We start from the raw sequence: 24,879 nt of genomic DNA, 5'->3' as shown, positions 1-24,879 counted from the left end.
CTCTCGCACCGCATCTAGCCTTGAACCATGGGAAAACCGCGACGACGTACCCTCCTGGCCTGGGCCTCCGCAGCGTTCCTGGTGTCGCTCGTTGCGGGAATGGGACTGTTCCAGCCATGGCGGCTGTTCACCAGCAGCTCGATCGATGAACCCCTGACGCCGGGCTCTGTTGCCACCGCACCGGCCGGTTCGCCGCCGGCCGCAGCCGCATCCGCATCCGCCTCCGCGCCCGTCGCCACGCCAGCCATCCGGCCCGCTGTTCTGGCCACAGGGCCGTTCCAGTCCCAGGAACACCCCACCTCAGGCAGCGCGAGCCTGGTGCAGCTGCCTGACGGTTCGCATGTGGTCAGGCTCGAGAACCTTGCCAGCAGCGACGGCCCGGATGTCAAAGTGTGGCTCAGCGACCGCGAGGCCGGCGGGGACTGGTTCAAGTACCGTTCCGGCAGGTTCCTGGATCTGGGACCCGTCAAGGCTACCCACGGCAACCAGAACTACGCCGTCCCGCCAGGAACAGACCTCAGCGGCCTGCACACCGTGGTGCTTTGGTGCGACAGGTTCAGTGTGGCATTCGGATCTGCCGCCCTCGCCTGACGGCTCACGCGGGCACCGGAAGAGGGCGGCCGACACACTGCGTCAAGGTTCAGGACAAGACATAGGATGTCGTGATGACCGCCATCCTGACGCGCCGAATTGCCCGAGTCCGTCCGCACGCCCCTGCCTCTGAGCTCGAACAGTTCTTCGTGGCCAACGATGCCGCGGATTTTGGCAGCGATGCGGGAAAACTCTGGACAGTCATCGACAGCCCGTTCCCCGGATCCCTGGCGAACGCCGGGTCTGCTCCGCGGGCAGGCTGGCAGCAGGGCTCCACTGTCGGCGAAGACTCATTCACCTTCCTCGCGCCCAGTATTCCGGCCAACGTCCTGGGCATGGCGCACAACACCGGCCAGGCCGGGCGGGACCTTCCGCCCCAGGCCTTCCACAAGGCGGCCACCAGCGTGGTGGGACCGGGCGACGCCATCGAACTCGCGCCGGGCGTAGGGCATGTGGACCCGGAAGCGGAACTGACCATCGTCGTCGGGCGCAAGGCACGCGGGCTGACCCTGGAGAATGCACGGACGGCCGTCCTGGGCTTCACCGTGGGCAACGACGTCACGGCCCGCGAGCTGCAGAAAACGGACGACCTGTGGATCAGCGCCAAGAGCCAGGACACTTTCACGCCGGCGGGTCCGTGGATTGTGACGGGCCTGGACAGTACTTTGGACAACGCCGCGCTTTCCATCGGAATCGTGCACAACGGCACTGAACTCCGGGCAGCCAGCTCAGCGGACCTCGGCTGGGGCGTGGACGAAATCCTGGTCTACTTGACGTCCTTCATGACGCTGCACCCCGGAGACCTGGTCCTCACGGGGTTCCCCGCCGAAAGCGCGCGGCTTCACACCGGAGACACGGTCACCTGCCGGGTGGAGGGAATCGGCGATCTGACGAACCCGGTACGGGCCTCAGCCTGACGGGATTCGCCGGCGCGGTGTGGCAGGCTTGAGCGATGGAATCACCTGCTGCGCCCGCCGCCCCGCTGACGCAACAGTCCGGTTCCGGCTCGGCCCTCCGGCGACCACCGGCCACGAAGCACTACCGTGGCATCCTTCGTTTCCCCGCGCTGCGGCAGCTCCTCCGGTTCACCGGCGTAGGCATCGTCTGCACGGTGACCTCGCTTGCCCTCTATGCCCTGCTCCGGCCCTGGCTGGGACCCCAACCGGCCAACGCCGCAGCGCTGGTCATGACCTCGGTGATGAACACGGCCCTGAACCGGCGCCTGACGTTCAAGATTGCCGGAAGCGGAAAACTTGCCAAGGACCATCTCAGCGGACTGGTTGTCATCGTGATTGCGCTGGTAATCACGGGCGGCAGCCTTGGCGTGCTTCACTGGCTCAACCCTGACGCCACGATGTCTGATGAACTGTGGACCACCACGCTGTCCGGATTCCTGGCCACGGCCGTGCGCTTCGCACTGTTGAGGCACTGGATCTTCCGCCGCGCACGGCACCGCTGATGCCCTACAAACAACGCCGGACAGATAGCGCCTAGCGGATGCCGAGGGACAGCACGCTGCCGACGGCGTTGCGAACGGCTGCTGCCGCTTCCTGCAGTTCTTCCGCCGTAACCGTGGCATCAAAGCTGAACCGGACGGCGGTCTGGGCGACTTCGGCCGGGATGCCCATCGCCAGCAGCACCGGCGAGGCGGCATCGGATCCGGCGGCGCAGGCCGACCCGCTGGAGCAGACCACGCCCTGGCGCTCCAGCTCGAGGAGCACCGACTCCCCGCTGGTTCCGGGGAAACAGAACGAAGCCACTGACGGCAGCCTTTCCAACGGGTGTCCTGTCAGTTGTGCGCCGGGAACGTCGGCCAGGATCTCTCCGATGAAGTCGTCCCGCAGGGCCGCAACGTGCGCAGGCAGGCCCTGCTCGGGGCGGACCAGCGACAGTGCGGTGGCCAGTGCCACGGCGCCGGCGACGTTCTCGGTTCCGGAGCGGCGTCCGCGTTCCTGCCCGCCGCCATGGAGAAGGGGTTCAATGCGGGTGCGGCTCCGCACGAACAGCGCCCCGTTGCCTTTCGGCGCCCCCAGTTTGTGACCGGAGATGCTCATGGCGTCCACGCCCAGGAGTTTCGTGTCCAGCGGAAGCCAGCCCGCGGCCTGCACGGCGTCCGTGTGGAACGGAACGCCATGTTCGCGGCTCAGCCCGGCGAGCTGCCGGATCGGCTGGACCGTTCCCACCTCGTTGTTCGCGTACATGATGCTGACCAGCGCCGTCTCCGGCCGAAGCACGACGGCCAGGGCCTCGGGGGTTACCTTCCCGAAGCGGTCCACCGGGACGACATCTACGGCAAAACCGTGGAACCGTTCGAGGTAGCGTGCCGATTCCTCCACAGCGGGATGTTCGACGGCGCTGATCACCACGCGGTTCAGGGCCGGGTCGGCTGCCTGCCGCGCCAGGGCGATGCCCTTGACGGCGAGGTTGTCCGCCTCTGTTCCGCCCGAAGTGAAGGTGATCTCTGCCGGGCGGCAGTTCAGCGCTTTGCCGGTGTCCGTGCGGGCGCCGGCGAGCGCATTTGCGGCGGACTCGCCCAGCGAGTGGTGGCTCGACGGGTTTCCGAAGTCGCCGGTGAGGTAGGGCCACATGGCTTCCAGCACTTCGCGGCGGACCGGCGTGGTGGCCGCTGCGTCCAGGAAAATCATGGCGGTCAGCCCACCGTCAGCTCGGTAGCCGGTGGTTCAACGTCCAGAAGTTCAATGTCGAGGCCCAGGTCAAGGGCGAGGACGCTGTGGGTGAGGCCGCCGATCGAGATGACGTCCACGCCAGTGGCGGCAATAGCGGCCACCGTTTGGAGGCTGACGTTGCCGCTGGCCTCTACCCGGGCCCGTCCGTCGACAAGGGCCACGCCGGCAGCAAGTTCATCGGGCGTGAAGTTGTCCAGCATGATGGTGTCCACCCCGGCGGCGAGGACCGGCTCCACCTGGTCCATGCGGTCCACTTCAACCTCGAAGTGGGTGGTGTGGCCGAGTTGCGCCTTCGCCGCCCGGAGTACGGAGGTGAGCTTCGCCGGGTCGCCGCCGGTGATGACCGCGAGGTGGTTGTCCTTGGCCAGCACGGCGTCCGACAGGCTGAAGCGGTGGTTAGCGCCGCCTCCGCACCGAACCGCATAGCGCTCCAGGACGCGCAGGCCCGGCGTCGTCTTCCGGGTGTCCGTGATCCGCGCGCTGGTCCCCTGGACGAGATCCACGAATTCGGCCGTCTTAGTGGCGATCGCACTCATCCGCTGGACCAGGTTCAGTGCCACGCGTTCCGCCAGCAGGACTGCCCGGGCGTTGCCGGTCACCCTGGCCAGCGGCGTGCCCGCGCCGAACCTTTCGCCGTCAGCCACCAGCAGCTCGACGACGGCGTCCGGGTCCGTGAGTTTCATGGCGGCGGCAAACACGGTTCCCCCGCTCAGGACACCGGGGACACGGGCGTTGAGCACGGCCGTCGCGCGTGCCTGCGCCGGGATGAGAACCTGCGAGGTGATGTCGCCATACGGGGCATCCTCGGCGAGCGCAGCGCGCAGCACCCCCAGCACGGCAGCTTCGGGAAGGCTGCCGGTGAGGTCAACGGCCGTCAGGGCCGGCGTTTCCTGGGCGGTGGTGGTCATGAGGAAATCCTTTGCATGGAATAGGTAGTGGCTGAAGCGTGGTCGGTATCGGCCCGGTAGTGCGCGCCCACGGATACAGTCCGCTTCCGGGCGGCCTCCACGAGCAGCCGTGCGGCCAGCAGAAGGTTCCGGTCCTCGTACTCCCCCGGATCGGTAGGCTCAGTGGCACTGATGGACTCGGCCCACTCGGCCAGCTGCAAGGCCGCGGCGTCGAGTTCCGTCCCACTGCGCAACACCCCGGCATGGGCCGTCATCAACCGCCCCAGGGCCTCTCGGGAAAACGGCCCGGGACCAGGAACAGACTTCACAACAACCTCGGGGGCAGCCGGCGAGGCTTCCTCCCCGGCAAAGTCGCGCGGCAGTGCTGCGGAAGCGTGCGTCAAGGGGAGGCCGCCAGCGGCCGAGACAGCACGCGGAGCAGCGCTGTCGTGCGACGGTTCAGCACCCAGGAAGGACTCAACGGCGCGGCGTCCGAAAACCAGTCCTTCGAGCAGCGAATTACTGGCCAGTCTATTGGCGCCCTGGGCCCCGGTGCAGGCCACTTCGCCCGCTGCGTAGAGACCCGGGACGGAGGTCCGTCCGCCAAGGTCGGTGGACACCCCGCCCATCCAGTAGTGGGCCGCCGGCGACACCGGGAGCGGTTCAGCGGTCCAGTCGTAGCCTGCCGCCCTCGTGGCGGCGTTGATGGTGGGAAAGCGCCGTGCCAGGAAGCCGGAACCCCTGGCGGCTTCTACCCCGCGGGCGTCCAGGAACACCGGGCTGTCGGCCGGTGCCCCGGTGCGGACCAGGTGCAGCGCAATGCTGCGGGAGACGACGTCGCGGGGGGCAAGCTCGGCGTCGGGGTGATAGTCCGGCATGAAGCGGTGTCCGTCGGCATCGAGCAGCACCGCGCCCTCGCCGCGGACAGCTTCGGAAACCAGCAGCGGCGGCGGTCCGCCTGCCCTCTCGCGCATCGCCATGGTGGTGGGGTGGAACTGGAAGAACTCAAGGTCGCCTACCGCGGCACCTGCCCCCCAGGCGAGCGCCAGTCCGTCCGCTGTGGCAACGACGGGGTTGCTGGTGCGCGCGAAGATCCTGCCGGCACCGCCAGTGGCGAGCAGCACGCCCGCGGCCGGAAGGCTCTTGAGTTCGCCGTTCTGCAGGTACTCAACCCCGGTCACCCGGCCGTCCGCCGTCGTCAGCTCTGTGACGAACGCGCCGGTTTCCAGCCGCAGCCGGCCGGACACGGCCCGCTCCAGGACGGCGGCGATCAGGCCGCGGGCAATGCCGGCCCCGGTGGCGTCCCCGCCGGCGTGCAGGATGCGCGGCGCTGAATGGGCAGCCTCCAGCCCCAGTGCGGCGTCCCCCTGCGCATCGGCGTCAAAGGTGACTCCGTACCGGCGTAGCCCCGCGATGTCGCGTGCGGCTTCCGTGCACAGAATCCGCACGGCTTCCGTGTTGTTCAGGCCGGCGCCGGCTGCCAGCGTGTCCGCGACGTGGGCCTCCACGGAGTCGCCGGGGGCGGCTTCGCCAGGTTCCAGCACAGCGGACACGCCGCCCTGGGCATAGAAGGTGTTGCTGTGTTCCAGCTGTCCCTTGCTCAGCAGGACCACCTCTGCCGCGGCACCTCCTTCGGCGTCGGCCGCCAGCAGCGCTGCATACAGCCCCGCAATTCCGCTGCCCACCACGACGAGTCGGCGCGGCGGGGCCCCGGCGTTGTGGGTCGCACCGCCGTCGGCCGCGTTCGGCCGGGCCACACGGGGCCTGGTCACGGCCGGGCCGCCAGCATCCGCTCGAGGGCCACGCGCGCCGGAGCGGCGACGTCGTCATCCACGGTGATGCGGTTGAGGACCTCGCCGTTGACCAGCGCCTCCAGCACCCAGGCGAGGTAGCCCGGGTGGATCCGGTACATGGTGGAGCACGGGCAGATCACCGGATCCAGGCAGAAGATGGTGTGCTGGGGGTATTCCGCTGCCAGCCGGTTGACCATGTTGATCTCGGTGCCGATCGCAAAGGTGGTGGGTTCCGTGGCCGCGGCGATGGCCTTCTTGATGAAGTCGGTGGATCCGGCGGAATCGGCGGCGTCCACAACTTCCATGGGGCACTCAGGGTGGACGATAACGTTGACGCCGGGGAAGTCGGTGCGGGCCTTCTCGATCTGGGCCACGTTGAAGCGCTTGTGGACCGAGCAGAAGCCGTGCCAGAGGATCACACGGGAATCGAGCAGGGTCTGTTCATCGTTGCCGCCGAGCTCCTTGCGCGGGTTCCACATGGGCATCTGCTCCATCGGCACGCCCATGGCCTTGGCCGTGTTGCGGCCCAGGTGCTGGTCGGGAAAGAACAGGACCCGCTGGCCGCGCTGGAAGGCCCATTCAAGGACGGTGGCGGCGTTGGAGGACGTGCAGACGATGCCGCCGTGTTCCCCGCAGAAGCCCTTGAGTGCTGCGGAGGAGTTCATGTAGGTGACGGGGATGACCGGAACCCGGCCGTCGGCGTCGGGCTCGGTGCCGTAGAGCTCTTCCAGCTGCTCCCAGCATTCGGTCACGGAATCGATGTCTGCCATGTCCGCCATCGAGCAGCCGGCGGCGAGGTTCGGCAGGATAACGGCCTGGTCGGGCTTGGACAGGATGTCCGCCGTCTCCGCCATAAAGTGCACACCGCAGAAGATGATGGCTTCGGCGTCCGGTTTGGTCAGTGCGGCATTGGCCAGCTGGAAGGAGTCGCCCACAAAGTCGGCGTACTCAATGACCTCATCGCGCTGGTAAAAGTGGCCCAGGATTACGGCCTTGTCCCCTAGGACAGCCTTGGCTGCCCGGATGCGAGCGTCCAGTTCGGCGTCGCTGGCCTTCTTGTACTCCTCCGGCAGCTGGCCCTGGCGCGGGGTGGCGGCGGGGGCAACGTCGGCGCTGGAGGCGCCCGGGCCGTACGCGGGCACACCGGCGAGGGCCTCGGCGAGGTCGTAGTCCCACGGTCCGCGGGCCAGTGCCGGGCTGCAGGTGGCGGCGGCTCCGGTCGCCAGGCCCAGAGCTTTCTGTTCGGCCTGTTCGCGAGTGATCAACTGGATTGCCGTGTTGACGCTGCTCATGGTGTGCTCCTGTTATCTGGGTCAAGGCCGGGGCGGCCGGTAAAGCGGTAGAGGCGGGGAGGGCGGTGTTTGCCGCCCTGCAGGTATTCGCCGGTTTCTTCGATCTCCGGCGTGGACTTGAGCTGGCGGCGGAAATTGGCGGGGTCCAGTTCGCGGTCCAGGACTGCTTCGTAGACTTCCCGCACTTCGGCCAGGGTGAAGTACTCCCCCAGCAGGTGGTAGGCAACCGAGCCGTAGGCCAGCTTGTTCCGCAGGCGCCAGAGGGCGTAGTCCACGATCGCGTTGTGGTCGAAGGCCAGGTCGCCCAGCCGGTCCGCCCGGAACCACTTGACGTTCTCGGACTCGTCGGCGAGCGCTGCTTCCGTAGGCTGCACCAGCGCCCAGTACACGATGGACACCACGCGTTGCGTCGGGGAGCGGTGGAGGCCGCCGAAGGCGTACAGCTGCTCCAGGTATTTGGGCGCCAGCCCGGTGGTTTCCCGCAGGTTCCGCGACGCCGCGTCCTGCAGGGATTCGGCGTGGGTAAGCGGGCCTCCGGGCAGGGCCCACAGTCCTTTGAACGGCTCCCGGATCCGGCGCACTAGCGGCAGCCACAAGGTGGGACGCCCGGATTTCTCGCTGGGGCGGAGGGCGAAGATCACCGTCGAAATGGCCAGCGACGGCGGCGCGGCCTGGCGCTCGGCGACGTTGGCTGAGCTTGTGTACACGGCGGTTCACCCCGCTTTCCTCGCGCCGGCGGCGCCTCTGGGCTTCGTCCGGCGCCCGACCGACGGGCGCCTTGATTAGTTATAGTCAATATGACTAGAACTAATGGTACGGCTGCAGCGCCAGTAGGCAAAATGTTTCAGGTCACATTGCGGCGGCAGCTTCCAGCAGCGGCAGTGTCCGGCCTTGGAAATGCGTGTTCAGGACAATCACGGACGAGGCCCTCAGCACCGTCCTGGTGGCGATCATGGCATCGAGGACCCGCTGCAGGTCCGGGTTGGACCTGGCCGCGATCCGGGCCATCAGGTCCGAGCTGCCTGACACGGTGTGGATCTCGATCAGTTCGGGGATGCGCGCCAGCGCCTCGACCACCGCATCATGCCCCAGGTCCTGATTGATGGTGAGCGAACAGAACGCCACCACCGGATAGCCGAAGTGTGCCGGATCCGGCTGGGGCACCCACGATCCGATGACCCCGCCCGCCGCCATCCGGTCCAGCCGGGACTGGACGGTGGCACGGGCGATCTTCAGGACACGCGAGGCTTCAAGCACCGAGGCCTTGGGCGAATCCGTGAAGAATCGGACAATTTTGGCGTCGATCTCGTCCACATTCATCGAATTTCCTTCCAAGCTCGCGGGCCAGGTCACAAATCACCGAATAAAACGACGATGTACCTGCAAACTGCCACCATGCTCTCACGAACGGCGTGCGAAGAGGCTTGGCCGGGGCGGTAAATTCAAGTTGTCCCAAAAGGACCACCCAACGACCACAAGAAGGTTCGCAAGCATGACGATGAAGTCCACCGCAGAGCGCCCCACCACAAGTCTCGGGCACAGCATGAAACCCCGCCAGCTCACCATGATGGGACTGGGAAGCGCCATTGGCGCCGGGCTGTTCCTCGGCTCGGGAGCAGGCATCCAGGCCGCCGGGCCCGCCGTACTGATTTCCTACCTCGTGGCCGGCACACTGATCATCCTGGTGATGTGGGCCCTGGGCGAAATGGCCGCGGCCAACCCCAACAGCGGCGCCTTTTCCGTCTACGCCGAAAAGGCCATGGGACGCACCGCCGGCGCCACAGTGGGCTGGCTGTGGTGGCTGCAGCTGGTGGTGGTCATCGCAGCCGAGGCCCTCGGCGCGGCCGGCCTGCTCTTCACCGTGTGGCCGGTCATTCCCGCCTGGGCCCTGGCCCTCGCGTTCATGGCCGTGTTCACCGCCATCAACCTGGCCGGCGTGAGCAACTTCGGCGAATTCGAGTTCTGGTTCGCGATCCTCAAGGTCGCCGCGATCCTGCTGTTCCTGGGCATCGGCACCGCACTGCTCTTGGGCCTGCTCCCGGAAGTGGCGAGCCCGGGCCTTGCCAACATCACCGGGAACTTCGCCCCGGAAGGCCTCGGCGGAATTGCCGCCGCGCTGTTCGTGGTGATCTTCGCCTTCGGCGGCACCGAGATCGTGAGCGTGGCCGCCGCCGAAACCGAGAACCCCCGCCACAGCGTGGGCCAGGCAATCCGTACGGTGCTGTGGCGAATCCTCGTGTTCTACATCGGCTCCGTCTTTGTCATTGCCGCCGTCCTCCCGGCCACGTCCGAATCACTGGCGTCGCCCTTCGCCGGAGTCCTCGATGCCGCCCGGATCCCCGGAGCCGGCACAGCCATCACCCTCGTGGCAGTCGTCGCCCTGTTGTCCGCACTCAACGCGAATCTCTACGGCGCATCCAGGATGATCTACTCCCTGGCGGAGCGCGGCGAAGCCCCGCTCTTCCTGTCGAAGCTGAACAAGGCCAGGGTGCCGATGGTCGCCGTCGGCGTGTCCGTGGCCTTCGGCTTCATCGCCGCCGTGCTGGAGCTGCTTTTCCCGGAGCAGATCCTCCCGGCGCTCTTCCAGCTCGTGGGCTCCACCTGCCTCATGGTCTGGGGTTCGGCTCTCGTCTCGCAGCTGATCCTGCGCCGCAGGGCCGACCGCGACGGCACCGAACTTCCGCTCCGGATGAAGGGCTTCCCGGGCCTGACGATTTTCGGGCTGGTCCTGCTGGCCCTGATCTTCGCCGTCGGGTTCAGCAACACCGACAGCAGCCGGCAGCTGGTGAGCACCATCATCCTGATCGCCGCTATCGCCGCAGCATGCCGGATCGGCGCCAAGGTCGCCGCATCGCGCCAGGACAGCCTCACCCAGTAACGCATCCCAACCAGGTCGCAGCCCAACTAGGTCGCAATAGATGTCGTTATGAGCGCTCAAAACGACATTAACTGCTACCTGGTTGGGTGACGCGGCCTGCGGACCAACCCCGAGGATGCTGCACAAATTGCTATGCATTGCAGCTCCATCCATGACAGCTTCCGGCAATTTGGTCAGTGAACCCTGAGCTGATTGCCTAGCCTTCCGCCCGTGACTAGGGTCACAGCTATGGATACCCCGCTTACCCCGACCGCCGGCAATGATGCCGGCCCGCCGTCGGAACCACGCTACGAGCAACTGTCCGGTCTTCCGGCCGAGCCGCTGACCGCCGGCCAGCTCCGCGAACTGTATTCGCTGATGGTGGCCGTCCGGCACCTGGATGCCTCGGCCATCGCCTGGCAACGCCAGGGACTCATCCCCGGCTACGCCCCCGAACTCGGCCAGGAGGCGGCCCAGGTGGGAAGCGGCTACGCCGTGGACACTGCCCGCGACTTCGTCTTTCCCACCTACCGGGAAATGGGTGTTGCCCGGGCCATGGGAGTGGACATGGTGGCGTACATGTCCACGCACAAGGCCACCTGGCACGGCGGCCTGTACGATCCGCAGGAATCCCGGCTGGCGCCGATCCAGGCCGTGGTGGGCGGCTCCGTGCTCCACGCCGTGGGCTGGGCCCACGGCCAGACGCTGTCCCGCCCCGCCGACGGCACTCTCGGCGTGGCCATGACCTACTTCGGTGACGGCGCCTCGTCCCAAGGCGATGTGCATGAGGCCATGAACTTCGCGGCAGTCATGAAGGCCCCCGTCGTCTTCTTCGTCCAGAACAACGGCTGGGCCATCTCGGTCCCCACAGAACGCCAGGTGGCCGGCGGCTCCGTGGCCGCCCGTGCGGCCGGATACGGCATCCCGGCCCTCCGGATTGACGGGAACGACGTCGTCGCCGTGGTCGAAGCGACCCGGCGGGCGTTTGCGCACTGCCGGGCAGGCAACGGCCCGGCCCTCATCGAGGCCATGACCTACCGCCGCGGCCCGCACTCCACCTCCGATGATCCGGGCCGCTACCGCTCACTGAACGAAGAGCGCGACGACGCCGGGGAGGACCCGCTGGAGCGGTTCCGGCGGCGGCTGCTCGCCGACGGCGTCGCCGACGAAGCCTTCTTCGCCGAAGCCCTCGCCGCCGCCAAGAGCGAAGAGGAAGAAATCCGCGCCGGCGTCCAGGCGCTCGGTTCCCGCCCCGGCAGTGAAATGTTCGACCTGGTCTTCCAGGAAACCACGCCTGCGCTGCAGGCCCAGGCAGCCAACTGGCGCGAGGAGTCCGAGCATGTCTAACGCCATCCTTGAAAGCGAGGCCGCCATGGCCGATGGAACTCCCAACCACGGAGTTGAACAGCTTTCCATGCAGCAGGCGCTGAACCGGGCCCTCGATGAGGTGCTGGCCGGGAATCCGAAAGCGCTGATCTTCGGCGAGGACTGCGGGCGGCTGGGCGGCGTGTTCCGCATAACGGACGGGCTCCAGGCGAAGTACGGAACAGGCAGGGTTTTTGACACCCCTCTCGCCGAGTCCGGCATCCTCGGCATGTCCGTCGGCCTGGCGATGGCCGGCTTCCACCCGATCCCCGAAGTCCAGTTCGACGGCTTCGCCTACCCGGCCATCAACCAGATCGTCTGCCAGATCGCCCGGATGAACTACCGCAGCCGGGGCACCATGCCGATGCCGGTCACCCTGCGTGTGCCCAGCTTTGGGGGCATCCGCGCCCCTGAGCACCACGGCGAAAGCCTCGAGGCACTCTTTGCCCACGTTCCGGGCCTCAAGGTAGTCTCGCCGTCGAACCCGCACGAGGCCTACCACCTGCTCAAGTACGCCGCCACCCGGCCGGACCCGGTGATCTTTATGGAACCGAAGTCCCGCTACTGGCAGAAAGGCGGGGTCAACTTCGACTCCGCAGACGGGTCAGACTCTCCCGCCGGGGATTCCCCCACCGGCGCCAACGTCATGCGCGCGGGCCGGCACGTGACCCTCGTCGCATGGGGGGCCATGGTGGCCCGCTGCCTGCAGGTGGCCGAGCTGGCCGCCGAGGACGGGATCGACGTCGAAGTGCTGGACTTGCGCTGGCTAAAGCCCATCGACGAAGCCGCGCTGGTGGCGTCCGTGCGGAAGACGCGGCGCGCCGTCGTCGTCCATGAAGCGCCGCTGACCTCAGGGCTGGGCGCAGAGGTGGCCCAGCTGGTCACGCAGGGCTGCTTCGACACCCTCAAAGCTCCTGTGGAGCGAATTACCGGCTTTGACGTCCCGTATCCCTCCGGCGACCTCGAAGACGAATACATCCCGAACATTGACCGGATCCTCTTTGGCATCCAGCGAGTATTGGAGTACCGCCGTGGCTGAAATTTCCTTCCCGCTTCCCGATCTCGGCGAAGGCCTGATCGAGGCGACCGTGCTGGAATGGCTGGTTTCGCCCGGCGACCAGGTGGAACGGAACCAGCCCCTCGTCGAGGTGGAAACCACCAAATCGGCTGTTGAACTGCCCAGTCCGCAGGCAGGTAAAGTGGTGCGTATCCACGGCGGGCCCGGCGACAAGATCAATGTCGGCGAGCCCTTGATTGTGTTTGAGGTGCCGGACAACACTGCCGGCATCGTGGGCACGGTCCCGAAGGAAGAGGCACCGAAGCGCCGGGTCCGCCTGAGCGCCGTACTTGATGAGGACTGACACCATGAGCGGCAGGCACACCGGCGAGCAGCACCACCACACCGTGGAGGGCACCGACCCCCAGCTTTACGTGGAGGTGCATGAGCCGGCGGCCGACGCCGGACTGCGGCCCGTCCTGCTGCTCCACGGATTTTCCTCCTCCACCAAGCTGAACTGGGAGGACACCGGCTGGCTGGCCGCCCTGCTGGAAGCCGGCCGCCGTGTCATCACCGTGGACCTGCCTGGTCACGGCCGCAGCGGGGCCCCGGAAGACATGGACTCCTACAGCCCAAGCAGGATCCGGGCGGACCTCCTGCAGGTGGCGTTCGACGCCGGCGCCCGTCCTTTGCGGGACGGTGACCCAGTCAGCGGGCTCGACGTCATCGGCTACTCGCTGGGATCACGGCTCGCCTGGGAATTCGGGGCCACCCAGCCGGAACTGGTTCACCGGCTGGTGCTCGGGGGCCCCAACATCGCGGACCCGCTGGCCGCCTTTGACCTGGTGGCCGCGCAGCGCTACCTGGCCGACGGCACCCCCATCGCGGACGAATCCACTGCCGGGCTGCTGAAGATGGCGCAGGGGCTGCCGAGCAACAACATCTTTGCCCTACTGTCCCTCGTGGAAGCAATCAAGGGCGAGCCCTTTGACCCGGCCGAAGCCATCCCCCACATGCCGATGCTGCTCGTGGCCGGCGAAAAGGACGACCGCGCCGCCACTATGCCCGAGCTCGCCGAACTGGGCGCCAAGTCAGGGTCGCTCGTTGAGCAATTGCTGATACCGGGCAGGAACCACAGCAACGTGATCACCAGCAGGGCCTTCAAGCAGGGCGCTATCGACTTCCTGAGCGTCTAGGTCCCGGGCCAGTAGTAGCCTCCGGCCTCGCACTCGAACAGGGCGCCGGATGTCTCGGACTGTACGGTCGAGGAGACGTCGTCCGACGCGACGGCCGACATGAGCTCGTCCTGCTGGTTTGGTGTTGACTCCTTGGCTGTGGAAAGACCCATCGTTGGGCCCTGGGGTTGGGCCGCCGGCGCGCAGGCTACCAGCGGGATGGCGAGACTCGTGACGAACACGGCGGCACACAGCCGGCTGAAAAGTCTACTGAAGAACGTCAGCCGGGAGGCGCTATCGATGCAGGCACTACGACCATGGGCAGCTGCTGCCGCAACCCTTGTGATGCTGCTTTCCGGCTGCTCGGCCACCGAGCCGCCGTCCATCGCGCCGCTGTCCATTGAGGATGGCGTGCCCCACTACCGGTCCATGACCCGGGAATTGATGGCAGCACTCTCGGCAAAATTTCCCACTGTTGAGTGGAGCCGTGAGGCAACGGAGCACCTTGGACCACGCGAGGACGGACAGGGCTGCAGCTTTCATCCGGCATCGTATGAATCGAAGCAGGGCCTTGAGAAGGCCTCACCCCGCTTTAAGGAGGTTATGGCTGCGGTGAACCCGGTGCTGGAAAAGTTTCATTTCACCAAGGTGGAGAAGCTCGCGGACGTTCCTGGCGGCTGGACAGTCATCAAGTCTTCCGACCGGCATGGCGCCAGCCTTAGCCTCTCAGCCAAGGGCACGACTCTGCTCAGCCTGGGGGCGCCGTTGAAAGCCGCGGACTGCAACGTGGCGCTTCCGGCGTACGGCTCCTAACGCCGCGCCGCCACCGCTAGAGGACGACGTTGGCGGAAGTCGTAGCGTCCGGCGCAAAAGAACGGCGGGCACAGACCACCGGTCCGTGCCCGCCGTTTCCTTCCGGGGACTCCGCCTAGTGGCGGCTCACCCCGAGCAGGTTCCCCTTGGTCTCCTTCGCCAGCAGTACGCCGACGGCGGAAATGACGCACAGGATCATGATGTAGATGCCGATGGACCCGGTCCACTTGGTGGTCTGCAGCAGCCATTCCGCGATGGTGGCCGCGAACGCACCGCCCAGGATCGCGCCGAAGGCGTAGCCGATCGAGATGCCCGAGTAGCGGACATTCGCCGGGAACATTTCCGCGTACATGGCGGACATCGGGCCGTAGGACAGGCCCAGGCCGATCGTCAGGACGAACAGCGCCACGCCGTAGAGCACGATGTCCTTGGTGTCGATGAGGGCGAACATCGGAATCATCCAGGCAAAGACGATGGCATAGCCCGCCAGGAAGGTCTTGACCCGGCCGATCTTGTCCGAGAGCCAGCCGCCGACCAGCGTAAAGATCAGCCAGCCAAAGGAGGCCAGCGTCGTGGCGAGCAGGACCTGCGGTGCGGGCATTTGCAGCGAGCGCGTTGCGTAGGAAATGAAGAACGCAATCAGGAGGTATCCGGCGGCGTTGTTGGCGATGAAGATCATGGTCGAGTAGAGGACCGGCTTCTTGTGATGGCGGATGAGCTCTCCCAGCGGGGCCTTGCTCTCGGCCTTACGGGCAGCCATCTCGCGGAACACCGGGCTTTCCGCAACAGCGCGGCGAATGAGGTAGCCCACCACAATCAGCACGATAGACAGCAGGAACGGTACACGCCAGCCCCATGCGTCGAAGTCGGCCGGAGACATGCCGCTCCGCAGGAAGAACAGCAGGCCCGTGGCGAGGATCATGCCGACGGGAACGCCGATCTGGGGGTACGCGCCGAAGATCCCCCGCTTGCTCATTGGTGCATGCTCCACGGCCATCAGGGCGGCGCCGCCCCACTCACCGCCGGCGGAGAAGCCCTGGATGATCCGGAGGAGGATCAGGAGAATCGGAGCCAGAACCCCGATCTGGGTGTACGTAGGCAGCACGCCGATCAGCGCCGTCGCGGCACCCATCATGACGAGGGTAAAGACGAGCATGGCCTTGCGGCCAAGGCGGTCGCCCAGGTGGCCGGCAATAACGGCCCCAAGGGGCCGGAAGAGGAAGCTGATACCAATGAGGGCGAAGGAGAGGATTTGGGCAAGCCCAGGGTTGGACTGCTGCAGCGGGGTAAGAAACAGCGGTGACAGCAGAGTGCCCGTCAGCTGGGCGAAGATGAAGAAGTCGTACCACTCGATGGTGGTGCCGACCAGCGTGCCCGCGAGGACTTTTCGTTCCTCATGCTTGCTGCTGGGGCCCGCCTCTGAATCGACGTGTGAAGTTGCGGTCATTGGAACTCCGTGGGCTGGGGGCAGTGTTGCTGCCGGAGGTGAATTGGAGCCGCGCGATTTACCGATCGAACGGTCAGTTGGTATGAGGATACTCGATTGTGTGACAAAGCGCACTTAAATTCTTGCGCGGACGCTGTCGCCGCCTCAGCAGCGGCGGCCGGCCCGCCAAATACCGCCCGTTTACTCCTGCCTGTTGAGGAATTCCCGGACCCGGGCACGGACAGGCTCCCGGTCATAGGTATTGACGAGGGCGCCGGCCATCCGGACGGGATCCCCGAAGAAGAAGTACTCGTAGAGGGACTGCCGGCCCGAGAACCCGGAGATGGACGCGTCGAACGCCAGCTTGAACAGGCGGACGCGCTCAGGGCCGGTGAGCGTCTTGCCCTGCAGGTACGTGTCGATGTCCGCCTTGGCCTCGCTGTTGACGTCAGCCTCACCGGGCAGCGCCATGAGCCCCGACGCCGAGAACTTCCGGATGATCTGCGGGAAGCGCTGGGCGATCTTGGGGTACCAGTTCCTGGCTGCGTTCAGGGTGGACCACTTGGGCAGCATCATGCCGGCCTCGTTGAGCTGGGCGTCCGCCTCGGACGCCCGGACCAGCGCCTTGCCGATTTCGACGTCGATGATGAGTTCCGCGATGTCCTCCTGGATGTGTTGGAAGCCGTCGATCCCGATCGAATCGGCGAGCTCGGACGCCAGCCCGAGGAAGAACTCGCTCTTTGCGATGGTCCGGGTGACCACTTGGTGCGTCATCAGGGCACCCGCGCCGGTCTCCGTGTAGAAGGCATTGCAGAGCTGCGGGTTGCCGAGCATGAAGATCCGCTCGCTTGGCACGAACACGTTGTCGAAGATTGCGACGGCGTCCATCTCCTCATAGCGCGAGGCCAGCGGTTCATCGTGGGTGCTGCCGCCGTTGTACAGCGAGGTGCGGCAGAGGTAGCGCAAGCCCGGCACATCGTTGGGGATGGCGAACGCGAAGGAATAGGGGGCATCCTCTGGGGTGCCGCGCAGCACAGTGGATGGGAAGACGAGGAGTTCATCGGCGATCGGGGCGATGGTGGCCAGCATGCGGGCGCCGCTGACCACGATGCCGTCCTCCCGCTCCTCGACGATGTGCGCCGTCAGCTGCCCGCCCATCTGCTCGGAGCCCGAGACGGAGCGGTTGACCTGCGGCGGGATCAGCGTATGCGTGGCCAGGACGTCATTCTCACGCGCCCACTCATAGTAGTTGCGGATATTCTCACCGAATTTGGGGTCAGCCTGCGCAAACCACTTCTGTGCGGTACTGAGTGCCGTCAGGGAAGAGTTCATATAGTCCCCCGAGCGGCCGAGGAAGCCGTTCGAGAATTCTGCCCACGTGGAAATGGCCCTGCGCCGTCGCTGCAGATCCTCGACTGTCCTGGGGACCAGGAACGATGCGTTCACCAGGTCGCCGGTGGAGGGCGAGGGGTACGTCAGCGCTTCCTGGTGGGCGGGGTCGTGCTGCATGTCGAAGAGCTTGGCGTAGGACCTGGCCACGTTGCGGAACGCGGGGTGCTCAGCGATTTTCTCACTGACCACCTCGCCGTCGATCACCACATGGGGCGTCATGGCGTTAAGCTTGTCCAGGTACTGCCGGCCGGTACGGATACCCATTGTTCTTCCTCCAGTCGTCGCTGATCTGTGGCGGGGCTTGGTCAGTGCCTTTCAGGGGCCAGGGATGGCAGGGCTATAGCAGGTCCTCCATACCCAGCTGGCTCTCCGGGATGGTGGTGAAGGTGCTGTTGGCAAACGCCAGGGCGTCCCCGTTGCGGTAGTTGAAATCCACCACCTCGCCGAGATACAGGGTGTGGTCGCCGCCGTCGTACTCCGCCCATGGCTTGCACTCGAAATAGGCGAGGACGCCGGACAGCCGCGGCGCTGTTTCACCTTCCACCCACCGGGGTTCGGGCCCCGGGACGCCGGCGAAATGCATGGCCAGCTGCCGCTGTTCGGCGCCCAGGATGTTGACGGTAAACGGGCGTCCGGCCAGCTCATCATGCGCTTTCGTGGTCCGCGCAATGCTGACCAGGACCAGGGGCGGCTCCATGGACACGGACGTGAACGAATTGACGGTAATGCCGTGGCGCTTGGTGACGCCGTCGAATGTCACGATCGCGACCCCGGTGGCGTATCTGCCCAGGCTGCCGCGGAAGTGGTGGGCGCGCGGGCCGGATGTCCTGCCGATGACTTCGGGAGCCTCCGCGCGGGGCTTGGCAATCATCATTGATCCCTTGGATTGGCCGTTCTATACTTGAACTATTCTATAGTTGAACATATAGTTCCCATATGGAACGCTAGCCCAAAGTGAGGCGCAACACAAGACCCTCCGGGCTGAGCGCCACAACTCCCGGCCTAGGATGGACAGCATGACTCAGACCGCAGGCGCCGGCGCACAGGCTGCGCCCGCCCAGGCTTCCCCGTCCCAGACCCTCTCGCGCGGTATCCGCGCGCTGGAAATCCTGGCGGAAGCCGAGCAGCCACTCACCATCGCGGAGCTCGCGGACGCCATGGGCGTCCACCGTTCCGTCGCGTACCGGATCCTGCGCACGCTCGAGGACCATTCGCTCCTGGTCCGGGACGACGCCGGCAGGGTTCAGCCCGGACCCGGCCTGGCCGTCCTGGCACGGGGGGTATCACGCACCTTGCAGTCGGCAGCCTTGCCGGAGCTGACCCAGCTTGCCAACACCCTGAACATGACAGCGTTCATCGCCGTGTGGGACCACCAGGACTGCATCACGCTCGTGACCGTGGAGCCCAGGCACTCGGCGGCGACGGTGGTCCAGCACCCCGGGTCACGGCACCCTATCAGCGCCGGCGCCCCCGGCATCGCCATCCAGTCCGCGCTCACGGAACAGGACTGGAAGTTGTTGGCACCGGATATCCCCTACCGGGCCGAGGCAGCGGAAGCACGGAAGCGCGGCTACGCGGCCAGCCATGACGAGGTCATCGCCGGGGTTTCATCGCTGGCGGCCCCCATCAACGTGCCGGGCGGCCGCCCCGCTTCGGTCGCCGTCGTGTATATCCGCTCAACGCAGGATCCGGCAGAGGTGGCGGCAGCCCTGACCTCGAGCGCAGCCCGCATCGAGAAGCAGTTGCTGTAAGACGCCGGGTCCCGGAAGGCCCTAGCTGGCGGCTGCCGGCGTCGCCTTCCTGTGTTGGCGGATGACGACGGCGGCGACTGCCCCGAGCAGGAACAGCGCCGCGGCGGCGCACACCGGTACGACGAAAGCTGCGGAGTACCCCTGGTGCTGCGCCAGCTGTCCGGCAATGGAGGACCCCAGGGCCGTGCCGGCGACTATGCCGCTGGCGAGGGCTGTCATGACCGTACCCAGCCGCCCGGCAGGAGCCATCACGCCGCCTATCGCGAACACGGTGACCATCAGCGGGCCAACCGGCAGCCCCAGGACAAGCAGGACCAGGACCATCGGGAGCGCCGAGGCCGGCAGCAGCAGAAGCACGGCGAGGCCGGCCATCAGCACGGCGCTGACCATCCATCGTGCTGACAGCGTGAAGCGCTGCGGCCAGTAGGCAACGCTCAATGCGGCCGCGGCGGAGCTCAGTCCCATGACGGCGTACAGCAGCCCGGCGATTTCGGCTGTGGCGAAGCTTGCGGAGAAGGAGCTCAGCCCGGTCTGGGTGGACCCGAAAAATGTTCCCATGCACACCATGGCCAGGACGGGCAGGGCAACGGCCGCCATGCCCGTGCCGCGGAGGCCGGCTGCCGGGGAATCGGCAGTGGTACCGACGGCGCCGGAACCTGCAGCTGTGGGAGCGTCCCGACGGCGGCGCACGCTCAGCGGTACGGCGCGGTGGGTGCGGTGGACCGCGAATGCGGGAACCAGCGTGATTGTCAGGGCCGCCGCGAGGGCAAGCGGGAGCCACGGGGCGATCAGGCTGGCAAGGATGCCCACCAACGCGGGACCGAGGACGAAGGTCAGTTCGTCCGCCGTGCTTTCGTACGACAGCGCCGCGTCCAGGTCCTGTGGGTTCCCGGCCTTGCTGCCCCGGGCGGTCAGTGCCATCCAGCGGACGCGGGCGAGCGGGCCCACCTGGGGACAGCTCGCTCCGGCCACGAAAGCCGCGGCGAGGACGGGTACCGCCTCCGCCAGGTCCTGGCCGGACGGAACGAGGTATGCCGTGAGGATCAGGGCCACTACGGCGGCGGTGTTAAAAAGTGCGGCGAGCAGCAGCACCGGCCGCTGGCCCAGCCGGTCCGCCCACGCACCAAGGACAGGCGCTCCAAGCGCTGAGCCGATGCCAACGGCGCCGGCTGCTGCTCCGCCAACGGCGTACGAGCCCGTGACCGCAGTCACCAGGGTCAGGGCGCCCACAGTCAGCATGGCCAGGGGAAGACGGGCGAAGAGTCCCAGCGGGATGAATCCCTTGCCGGCCAGCAGCGGGAGCCGGGCATAGCGTCCGCCCGTCGGCCCGGGAGGGCTCGTGACAGGAGGGCTCGGGAAATCCTGCTCGGAAAGAGGAGCGGCGTGTGCGGTGTCCGCGGACGATGAAGTTGCGGCTGATGCCTGCAAAGAGGTTGAAGAGTTCATTATTCCGGGTTCGTTCAAGAGTGCGCATCGTCCCTCCTCCCGATGCGCGCAACCCGGTAACTTTCCAATTGTAGCCGAGGCCCTGAGCGTCGAGCCAAGACCCTACGCCTGCCCGCGAACCAGACCTTCGCGAATCAGACCACGGCGTCGTCGGAAATGTGGAGGGTGGAACCGTTCCGGCCCTTGACCACCTGAAGCTGGGTGTTGATGCGTTGCTTCATTTCCGGCACATGGCTCACCAGCCCGACCACGCGGCCGCCGTCCCGAAGCCCTTCGAGGGCATCCATCACCTGTTCCAGGGCCTGTTCGTCGAGGCTGCCGAAGCCTTCGTCGACGAAGAGCGTCTCAATGTCGACTCCGCCGGACTCCTGCTGCACCACGTCGGCGAGGCCCAAGGCCAGCGACAACGAGGCCATGAACGATTCGCCGCCGGACAGCGTGGCGGTGTCCCTGCGGTGGCCGGTCCACTGGTCCACGACTTCCAGGCCCAGACCGGACTTGGCTCCGCGCGCTGCCTTGGCGTCCGTGTGCTGCAGCGTATAGCGGCCGTCGCTCATGCCGACCAGCCGCTCCGAGGCGGCGATGGCCACCTGCTCAAGCCTGGCCGCCAGCACGTAGCTGTTCAGGCTCATGCGGTAGGTATTGTCACCGGCGCCGCGGGCGGCTTCGGACACGGCTGTCAGCAGCGCTGCACGTTCCCTGGGTGCCTGGCCCGAAGTTGCGAGCCGGGCGTAGTCCCCCGCGATCCGCCGGACGGTCAGCACTGACTTGTCCGCGAGCCCGGCGGCGACAACGGCCTGCCTGGCGGTTCGTTCAGCGGCGGCAGCGTCGGCGCGGAGCTGTTCGAGCTCCGCGGCGTCCAGGGGCCCGTCAGCTTCCAGCTCACGGGCGGCCAGGGTGAGCTCCTCGCCGGCGAAGAGTTCCCCGATGCGGGCTGCTTCATCCTGGCCGGCCCGGATGGCGGCTTCGAGCACCGCCGCGTCCGGGACCGGCAGCAGGACGGCACGTGCCGCATCAGCGGAATCGAATCCGGATTCCGGGAGGGCCTGCTCCAGCTGATGGCGGGCGTCTGCGGTGCGCAGCCGGGCCTGTTCGAGGCTGGTTCGGGCGGCGTCCGTTCGTTCCAGGAGCGCTGTTGTTCCGCGCAGGGACGTGATGCGGCTGCCAAGGGTCGGGTAACCCGCACGCAGTTTGCGCAGCGCACCGTCCAGGGCTGCGGCCTGTTCCGAGACTTCCTGGAGGGTGGATTCCGTCTTCGCGATACGGGACTCCGCGGCCGACTTGGTCGATTCCGAAGCGGAGATCTGGTCGTCCAGCTCCGCCTGCCGTTCCCGGCCAGCAGCCAGTTCCGCGGCGGCCCGGACTGCCAGGTCTGCACGTTCCTTCGCGAGGGCGGCGTCTGCGCTGGCTTCCTCCGGCGAGGTATCGCCGCCTTGGGCCGCCAGGACGGCGACCTGCTGGCGTGCGTCGGCAAGTTCCGTTTCCAGTGCCGCAAGGACCCCTTCTGCTGCCTCGCAGGCGTCGTGGGCGTCCCGTTCCGCTTCGGCGACGGTCAACGCAGCCCTGGCTGCGGGTGCGGGAGACGGATGTTCCGGACTCCCGCACACCGGGCAGGGTTCGGCCGGCAGCAGCTGGGAAGCGAGTTCCGCCGCGGCGTTGGCTAGCCGCTCTTCCCTCAGGTCCAGCCAGCGCTGGCGGTGGTTTTGGTGCTCGTCCCGGGCCACGCGATGGCGTTCTGCAACGCCTGAACACACCTGGACCGCTGAGGTATGACGACTGACAACGGCCACGAGTTCTTCTGCCGCCGCGGCCTCTTTGGTCCGCAGCTGCGCTTCCGCAGCGAGCTCCTCGAGGGGCTTCACGCGTGCCAGCAGCCCGGCAGCCTCGGCACGCAGCGCATCAAGGGCGGCAGCACCGGCCCGGCTTCCCTCCCTCAGCCGATTCAACGTGGTCTGCAGTTCCGTCCTGCGGGCCACCATCCCGGCCAGCCTGGTCTCGTCAGGCAGGCGTTCCTCCAGCACTGCCCGGATCGACCTCAGGCGGTTGAGCCCGCTGCGCAGGGACGCAGCTTCGAAGAGCGATTCAGGGCCGCCATCGCCCGGGCCGCTACCGGCGGACAGGTCAGCAAGCTCCGGGTCCACAAGTACCGCCGCGCGCAGTTCGTCGGCCGCAGCGGCCATTGCCCTGGCAGCCCGCTCGTCGGCGTCCCTGGCCTTGTCCACGGCCTGAAGTTGGCCACCGAGCACTTCTGCCTTGCGGTGCTGGCCAAGACGCTCAGCCTTTTCCTCGAGCTCGGGTGCAGCGGCGTCTGCTGCCGATCGCCGCCGTTCCGCTGCTGAGAGTTTCGCCTGGCGGGCGGCGCGGGCGGCGGCAGCCTCAAGTCGCTTGGCGCTCCTGGTGCGCTGCGCTTCCGCCTGGTCAGCTGCTGCCTGCAATGTCACTGCCCTCGCCGCAGCGGACTCCTGCAGCCAGTTCAGGAGTTCCTCCGGATCTTCCGGTTCGGGGAGGGCGCCCGGCAGGTCCTGTTCCGGCGGTTCCGCTTCAGCCCGGGCCTGTGCCAGCAGGAGTTCCAACTGGTTGTTCAGCCCGGTGACCTCTGAACGGGAATTTGCGGCCCGGCGGGCGAGTTCCTGCTCCACGGCTTCGAACCGTTGCGTGCCGAAGAGGCTTTGGAGCAGGTCGAGCCGGTCGGCGGGCTTCGACCGGAGAAAAGCGGCGAAGTCGCCCTGCGGCAGCATGACCACCCGGGTGAACTGATCGCGGTCCATACCCAGCACCGAGCTAATTTCCGCTCCGGCTTCATCGTTCCGGCCGGACTTCTCGATCCACTGCCCGTCCACGCGTTCGCGCAGCAGGGTGTTTGCCTTCTGCTCCGTAAATCCGTTCCTGCCCCGTGCACTGGGCCTGTTCCACGCCGGGATCCGTGACACTTCAAAGTGCCTGCCCTTGGCGGAAAACTCACACGTCACCCGGGGTTCGGCGGCGGTATCGGCGTGGTCGCTGCGGAGGCGCTTGCCTTCCTGGCGTGCACCCGGCACGGATCCGTAGAGGGCAAAGCAAATGGCATCGAGCACGCTGGTCTTGCCGGCGCCGGTGGCCCCGTTCAGCAGGAAGAGCCCGTGCGCGCTGAGCCGGTCAAAGTCGATGTGCTCGGTGCCTGCAAAGGGGCCGAACGCGGAAATTTCGAGGCGGTGGATCCTCATCGTGACATCTCCTCCAGGCGTACGGCTTCGAGTGCTTCCCCCAGGACGGCAGCTTCGGCGTCGTCCGTGCTCCGGCCCCGGACGTGTTCGAGGAAGCCGCAGCAGATGGAAAGGTCGTCATCCGCCGCGGCGAGCCTGCTGCTGTAACTCGTCCTGGCGTCGGCGGCGGCGCCTTCGGGATCGAAACCCAGAACCAGCGTGTCCGGAAAACGGGCCCGCAGTTTGTCCATGGCCTGGGCGGGACGCTGGGCGTCCGTCAGGGTGATCTGGCAATAGGCGGCCTCGGCCCATGAGTGCTCCTCTGCTGAGAGCAGGTGGTCCAACGTGCCCCGGAGGACGGCGAGGGAGCGCGGCGCGTCCCACAGGACCTCGCTGACTTCGGTGATGCCCGTGGCATCCGCTTCGACCAGCCAGCCGCCTTTGCGGTGTTTCGCCTCGGAGAACGAATAGGCGAGGGGCGATCCGGAATACCGGACCGTGGGTGAGAGCGACTGCCTGCCGTGCAGGTGGCCCAGCGCGGTGTAATCGAAACCGTCGAACAGGTCCAGCGGAACGGCCCCGACTCCGCCGATGCTCAGGTCCCGTTCGCTGTCCGAGCTGATGCCGCCGCTCGCGAAGGTGTGGGCCAGCACCACGGAATGGATCTGCCTGGTCCCGGCCCGGGTGCCCACGTCGGCCCGGATCCGCTCGGTGGCAGCGCGTGTCACTTCGAAATGGCTGGCCTGCTCAACGCCCAGCTGCTCGGCGACCAGCCGGGGCTCAAGCCACGGAATGCCGTAGATGGCCAGCACGGGACCGTCAGGCGCGGAGTCCAGCGGTAGCAGCACCGGAACGTCCAGTTCGGCGAGGCGCGTCCTCAGGTGCACTCCCCCGCGCTCCAGCAGCCTTGACGCGAAGCCGAGGCGGATGGCGGAATCGTGGTTTCCGCTGGTGAGGACCACCTGCGCGCCTGCGTCCGTCAGCCGCACCAGGGCATCGTCGAGGAGTCCGACGACGTCAACCCCGGGCAGTGCACGGTCATAGACGTCACCGGCAATCAGGACGACGTCTACCTTTTCCCCGCGGACGAAGTCGACCAGCTGGTCGATGAAGCCCTGCTGGGCGTCCAGCATGCCGACGCCGTGGAACGACCTGCCCAAGTGCCAATCGGAAGTGTGCAATAACCGCATGTTCTTAAGCTATCCGCGGGTACCGACAGTATTGC

23 protein-coding genes are annotated in these 24,879 nt (G+C 66.9%); 10 read left to right on the top strand and 13 right to left on the bottom strand.

Translation table 11 applies throughout. From position 1 onward, the window contains the following. Positions 1 to 27 precede the first annotated feature (27 nt). The 3 genes from J2S97_RS02840 (at position 28) to J2S97_RS02830 (ending at position 2,050) form a co-directional block, all read left to right on the top strand. Positions 28 to 591, top strand: coding sequence for a DM13 domain-containing protein (locus J2S97_RS02840; RefSeq protein WP_307046361.1), 564 nt, complete (start codon positions 28 to 30; stop codon positions 589 to 591). Between the two features lie 74 nt (positions 592 to 665). Continuing rightward, a complete protein-coding gene (locus J2S97_RS02835) occupies positions 666 to 1,508 on the top strand; it encodes a fumarylacetoacetate hydrolase family protein (protein ID WP_307046358.1) in 843 nt (280 codons plus the stop codon). A 35-nt stretch (positions 1,509 to 1,543) separates the two neighbouring features. After that, positions 1,544 to 2,050: a GtrA family protein gene (locus J2S97_RS02830; protein ID WP_307046357.1), complete on the top strand. Its 507-nt coding sequence runs from the start codon at positions 1,544 to 1,546 to the stop codon at positions 2,048 to 2,050. A gap of 31 nt (positions 2,051 to 2,081) precedes the next feature. Here J2S97_RS02830 and J2S97_RS02825 read toward each other — a convergent pair whose 3' ends face one another. From J2S97_RS02825 to J2S97_RS02800, 6 genes are all read right to left on the bottom strand, one after another. Continuing rightward, on the bottom strand, positions 2,082 to 3,236 hold the full coding sequence (locus J2S97_RS02825; RefSeq protein WP_307046355.1) for a cysteine desulfurase family protein: 1,155 nt from the start codon (positions 3,234 to 3,236) through the stop codon (positions 2,082 to 2,084). A 5-nt stretch (positions 3,237 to 3,241) separates the two neighbouring features. Continuing rightward, positions 3,242 to 4,186, bottom strand: coding sequence for a carboxylating nicotinate-nucleotide diphosphorylase (nadC, locus tag J2S97_RS02820; protein WP_307046353.1), 945 nt, complete (start codon positions 4,184 to 4,186; stop codon positions 3,242 to 3,244). Further along, a complete protein-coding gene (locus J2S97_RS02815) occupies positions 4,183 to 5,922 on the bottom strand; it encodes an L-aspartate oxidase (protein WP_373460489.1) in 1,740 nt (579 codons plus the stop codon). The genes nadC and J2S97_RS02815 overlap by 4 nt, the downstream gene beginning before the upstream one ends. A gap of 11 nt (positions 5,923 to 5,933) precedes the next feature. Then, positions 5,934 to 7,250: a quinolinate synthase NadA gene (gene nadA / locus J2S97_RS02810; RefSeq protein ID WP_307046351.1), complete on the bottom strand. Its 1,317-nt coding sequence runs from the start codon at positions 7,248 to 7,250 to the stop codon at positions 5,934 to 5,936. Beyond that, on the bottom strand, positions 7,247 to 7,957 hold the full coding sequence (locus J2S97_RS02805) for an NUDIX hydrolase (protein ID WP_307046349.1): 711 nt from the start codon (positions 7,955 to 7,957) through the stop codon (positions 7,247 to 7,249). The genes nadA and J2S97_RS02805 overlap by 4 nt, the downstream gene beginning before the upstream one ends. A gap of 142 nt (positions 7,958 to 8,099) precedes the next feature. Further along, positions 8,100 to 8,570: an Lrp/AsnC family transcriptional regulator gene (locus tag J2S97_RS02800; protein ID WP_307046347.1), complete on the bottom strand. Its 471-nt coding sequence runs from the start codon at positions 8,568 to 8,570 to the stop codon at positions 8,100 to 8,102. A gap of 172 nt (positions 8,571 to 8,742) precedes the next feature. Here J2S97_RS02800 and J2S97_RS02795 point away from each other — a divergent pair, with 172 nt between their 5' ends. The 5 genes from J2S97_RS02795 (at position 8,743) to J2S97_RS02775 (ending at position 13,665) form a co-directional block, all read left to right on the top strand. After that, the gene (locus J2S97_RS02795) at positions 8,743 to 10,128 is read left to right on the top strand and encodes an amino acid permease (RefSeq protein WP_307046344.1); all 1,386 of its coding nucleotides are present in this window, start codon (positions 8,743 to 8,745) and stop codon (positions 10,126 to 10,128) included. 357 nt (positions 10,129 to 10,485) lie between these two features. Beyond that, positions 10,486 to 11,454 (top strand): thiamine pyrophosphate-dependent enzyme, encoded by a 969-nt coding sequence (locus J2S97_RS02790; RefSeq protein WP_307046558.1) that lies wholly within the window; start codon positions 10,486 to 10,488, stop codon positions 11,452 to 11,454. After that, entirely contained in the window at positions 11,447 to 12,511 is a 1,065-nt protein-coding gene (locus J2S97_RS02785) for an alpha-ketoacid dehydrogenase subunit beta (protein WP_307046342.1), read from the top strand. Before J2S97_RS02790 ends, J2S97_RS02785 begins: the two co-directional genes overlap by 8 nt. Next, entirely contained in the window at positions 12,504 to 12,833 is a 330-nt protein-coding gene (locus J2S97_RS02780; protein WP_043482513.1) for a biotin/lipoyl-containing protein, read from the top strand. Before J2S97_RS02785 ends, J2S97_RS02780 begins: the two co-directional genes overlap by 8 nt. Before the next feature lie 4 nt (positions 12,834 to 12,837). Continuing rightward, positions 12,838 to 13,665: an alpha/beta fold hydrolase gene (locus J2S97_RS02775; protein ID WP_307046339.1), complete on the top strand. Its 828-nt coding sequence runs from the start codon at positions 12,838 to 12,840 to the stop codon at positions 13,663 to 13,665. Here the strand turns inward: J2S97_RS02775 and J2S97_RS02770 are convergent. Further along, the gene (locus tag J2S97_RS02770) at positions 13,662 to 13,817 is read right to left on the bottom strand and encodes a hypothetical protein (protein ID WP_307046336.1); all 156 of its coding nucleotides are present in this window, start codon (positions 13,815 to 13,817) and stop codon (positions 13,662 to 13,664) included. The two genes, J2S97_RS02775 and J2S97_RS02770, sit on opposite strands and share 4 nt — an antisense overlap. A 127-nt stretch (positions 13,818 to 13,944) precedes the next feature. Between J2S97_RS02770 and J2S97_RS02765 the strand changes: the two genes are divergently transcribed. After that, complete coding sequence (locus J2S97_RS02765; RefSeq protein WP_307046334.1) at positions 13,945 to 14,457, top strand: hypothetical protein; 513 nt, start codon at positions 13,945 to 13,947, stop codon at positions 14,455 to 14,457. A 115-nt stretch (positions 14,458 to 14,572) separates the two neighbouring features. On the opposite strand, the gene J2S97_RS02760 is transcribed toward J2S97_RS02765, so the two are convergent. The 3 genes from J2S97_RS02760 to J2S97_RS02750 form a co-directional block, all read right to left on the bottom strand. Beyond that, positions 14,573 to 15,904, bottom strand: coding sequence for an MFS transporter (locus J2S97_RS02760; RefSeq protein WP_307046332.1), 1,332 nt, complete (start codon positions 15,902 to 15,904; stop codon positions 14,573 to 14,575). Positions 15,905 to 16,084: 180 nt separating this feature from the next. Beyond that, positions 16,085 to 17,539, bottom strand: a complete 1,455-nt coding sequence (gene hpaB / locus J2S97_RS02755) for a 4-hydroxyphenylacetate 3-monooxygenase, oxygenase component (RefSeq protein WP_307046330.1) — start codon at positions 17,537 to 17,539, stop codon at positions 16,085 to 16,087. A gap of 73 nt (positions 17,540 to 17,612) precedes the next feature. Then, positions 17,613 to 18,149 (bottom strand): flavin reductase family protein, encoded by a 537-nt coding sequence (locus J2S97_RS02750; RefSeq protein WP_373460482.1) that lies wholly within the window; start codon positions 18,147 to 18,149, stop codon positions 17,613 to 17,615. A 142-nt stretch (positions 18,150 to 18,291) separates the two neighbouring features. On the opposite strand from J2S97_RS02750, the gene J2S97_RS02745 reads away from it, so the two are divergent. Next, entirely contained in the window at positions 18,292 to 19,026 is a 735-nt protein-coding gene (locus J2S97_RS02745; protein ID WP_307046328.1) for an IclR family transcriptional regulator, read from the top strand. Between the two features lie 21 nt (positions 19,027 to 19,047). Here J2S97_RS02745 and J2S97_RS02740 read toward each other — a convergent pair whose 3' ends face one another. From J2S97_RS02740 to J2S97_RS02730, 3 genes are all read right to left on the bottom strand, one after another. Beyond that, positions 19,048 to 20,472 carry an MFS transporter gene (locus tag J2S97_RS02740; RefSeq protein ID WP_307046326.1) on the bottom strand — a complete coding sequence of 475 codons (1,425 nt, stop codon included), beginning with the start codon at positions 20,470 to 20,472 and terminating at the stop codon, positions 19,048 to 19,050. 134 nt (positions 20,473 to 20,606) lie between these two features. Then, positions 20,607 to 23,675 carry an AAA family ATPase gene (locus tag J2S97_RS02735; protein ID WP_307046324.1) on the bottom strand — a complete coding sequence of 1,023 codons (3,069 nt, stop codon included), beginning with the start codon at positions 23,673 to 23,675 and terminating at the stop codon, positions 20,607 to 20,609. Next, positions 23,672 to 24,844, bottom strand: coding sequence for an exonuclease SbcCD subunit D (locus J2S97_RS02730; protein ID WP_307046322.1), 1,173 nt, complete (start codon positions 24,842 to 24,844; stop codon positions 23,672 to 23,674). Before J2S97_RS02730 ends, J2S97_RS02735 begins: the two co-directional genes overlap by 4 nt. Positions 24,845 to 24,879: the final 35 nt, after the last annotated feature.

Source organism: Arthrobacter oryzae (assembly GCF_030812315.1).
Lineage (GTDB): Bacteria > Actinomycetota > Actinomycetes > Actinomycetales > Micrococcaceae > Arthrobacter > Arthrobacter oryzae_B.
Note: the sequence above shows the minus strand (reverse complement) of the source record. Positions and strands in the feature narration are given on the sequence as shown.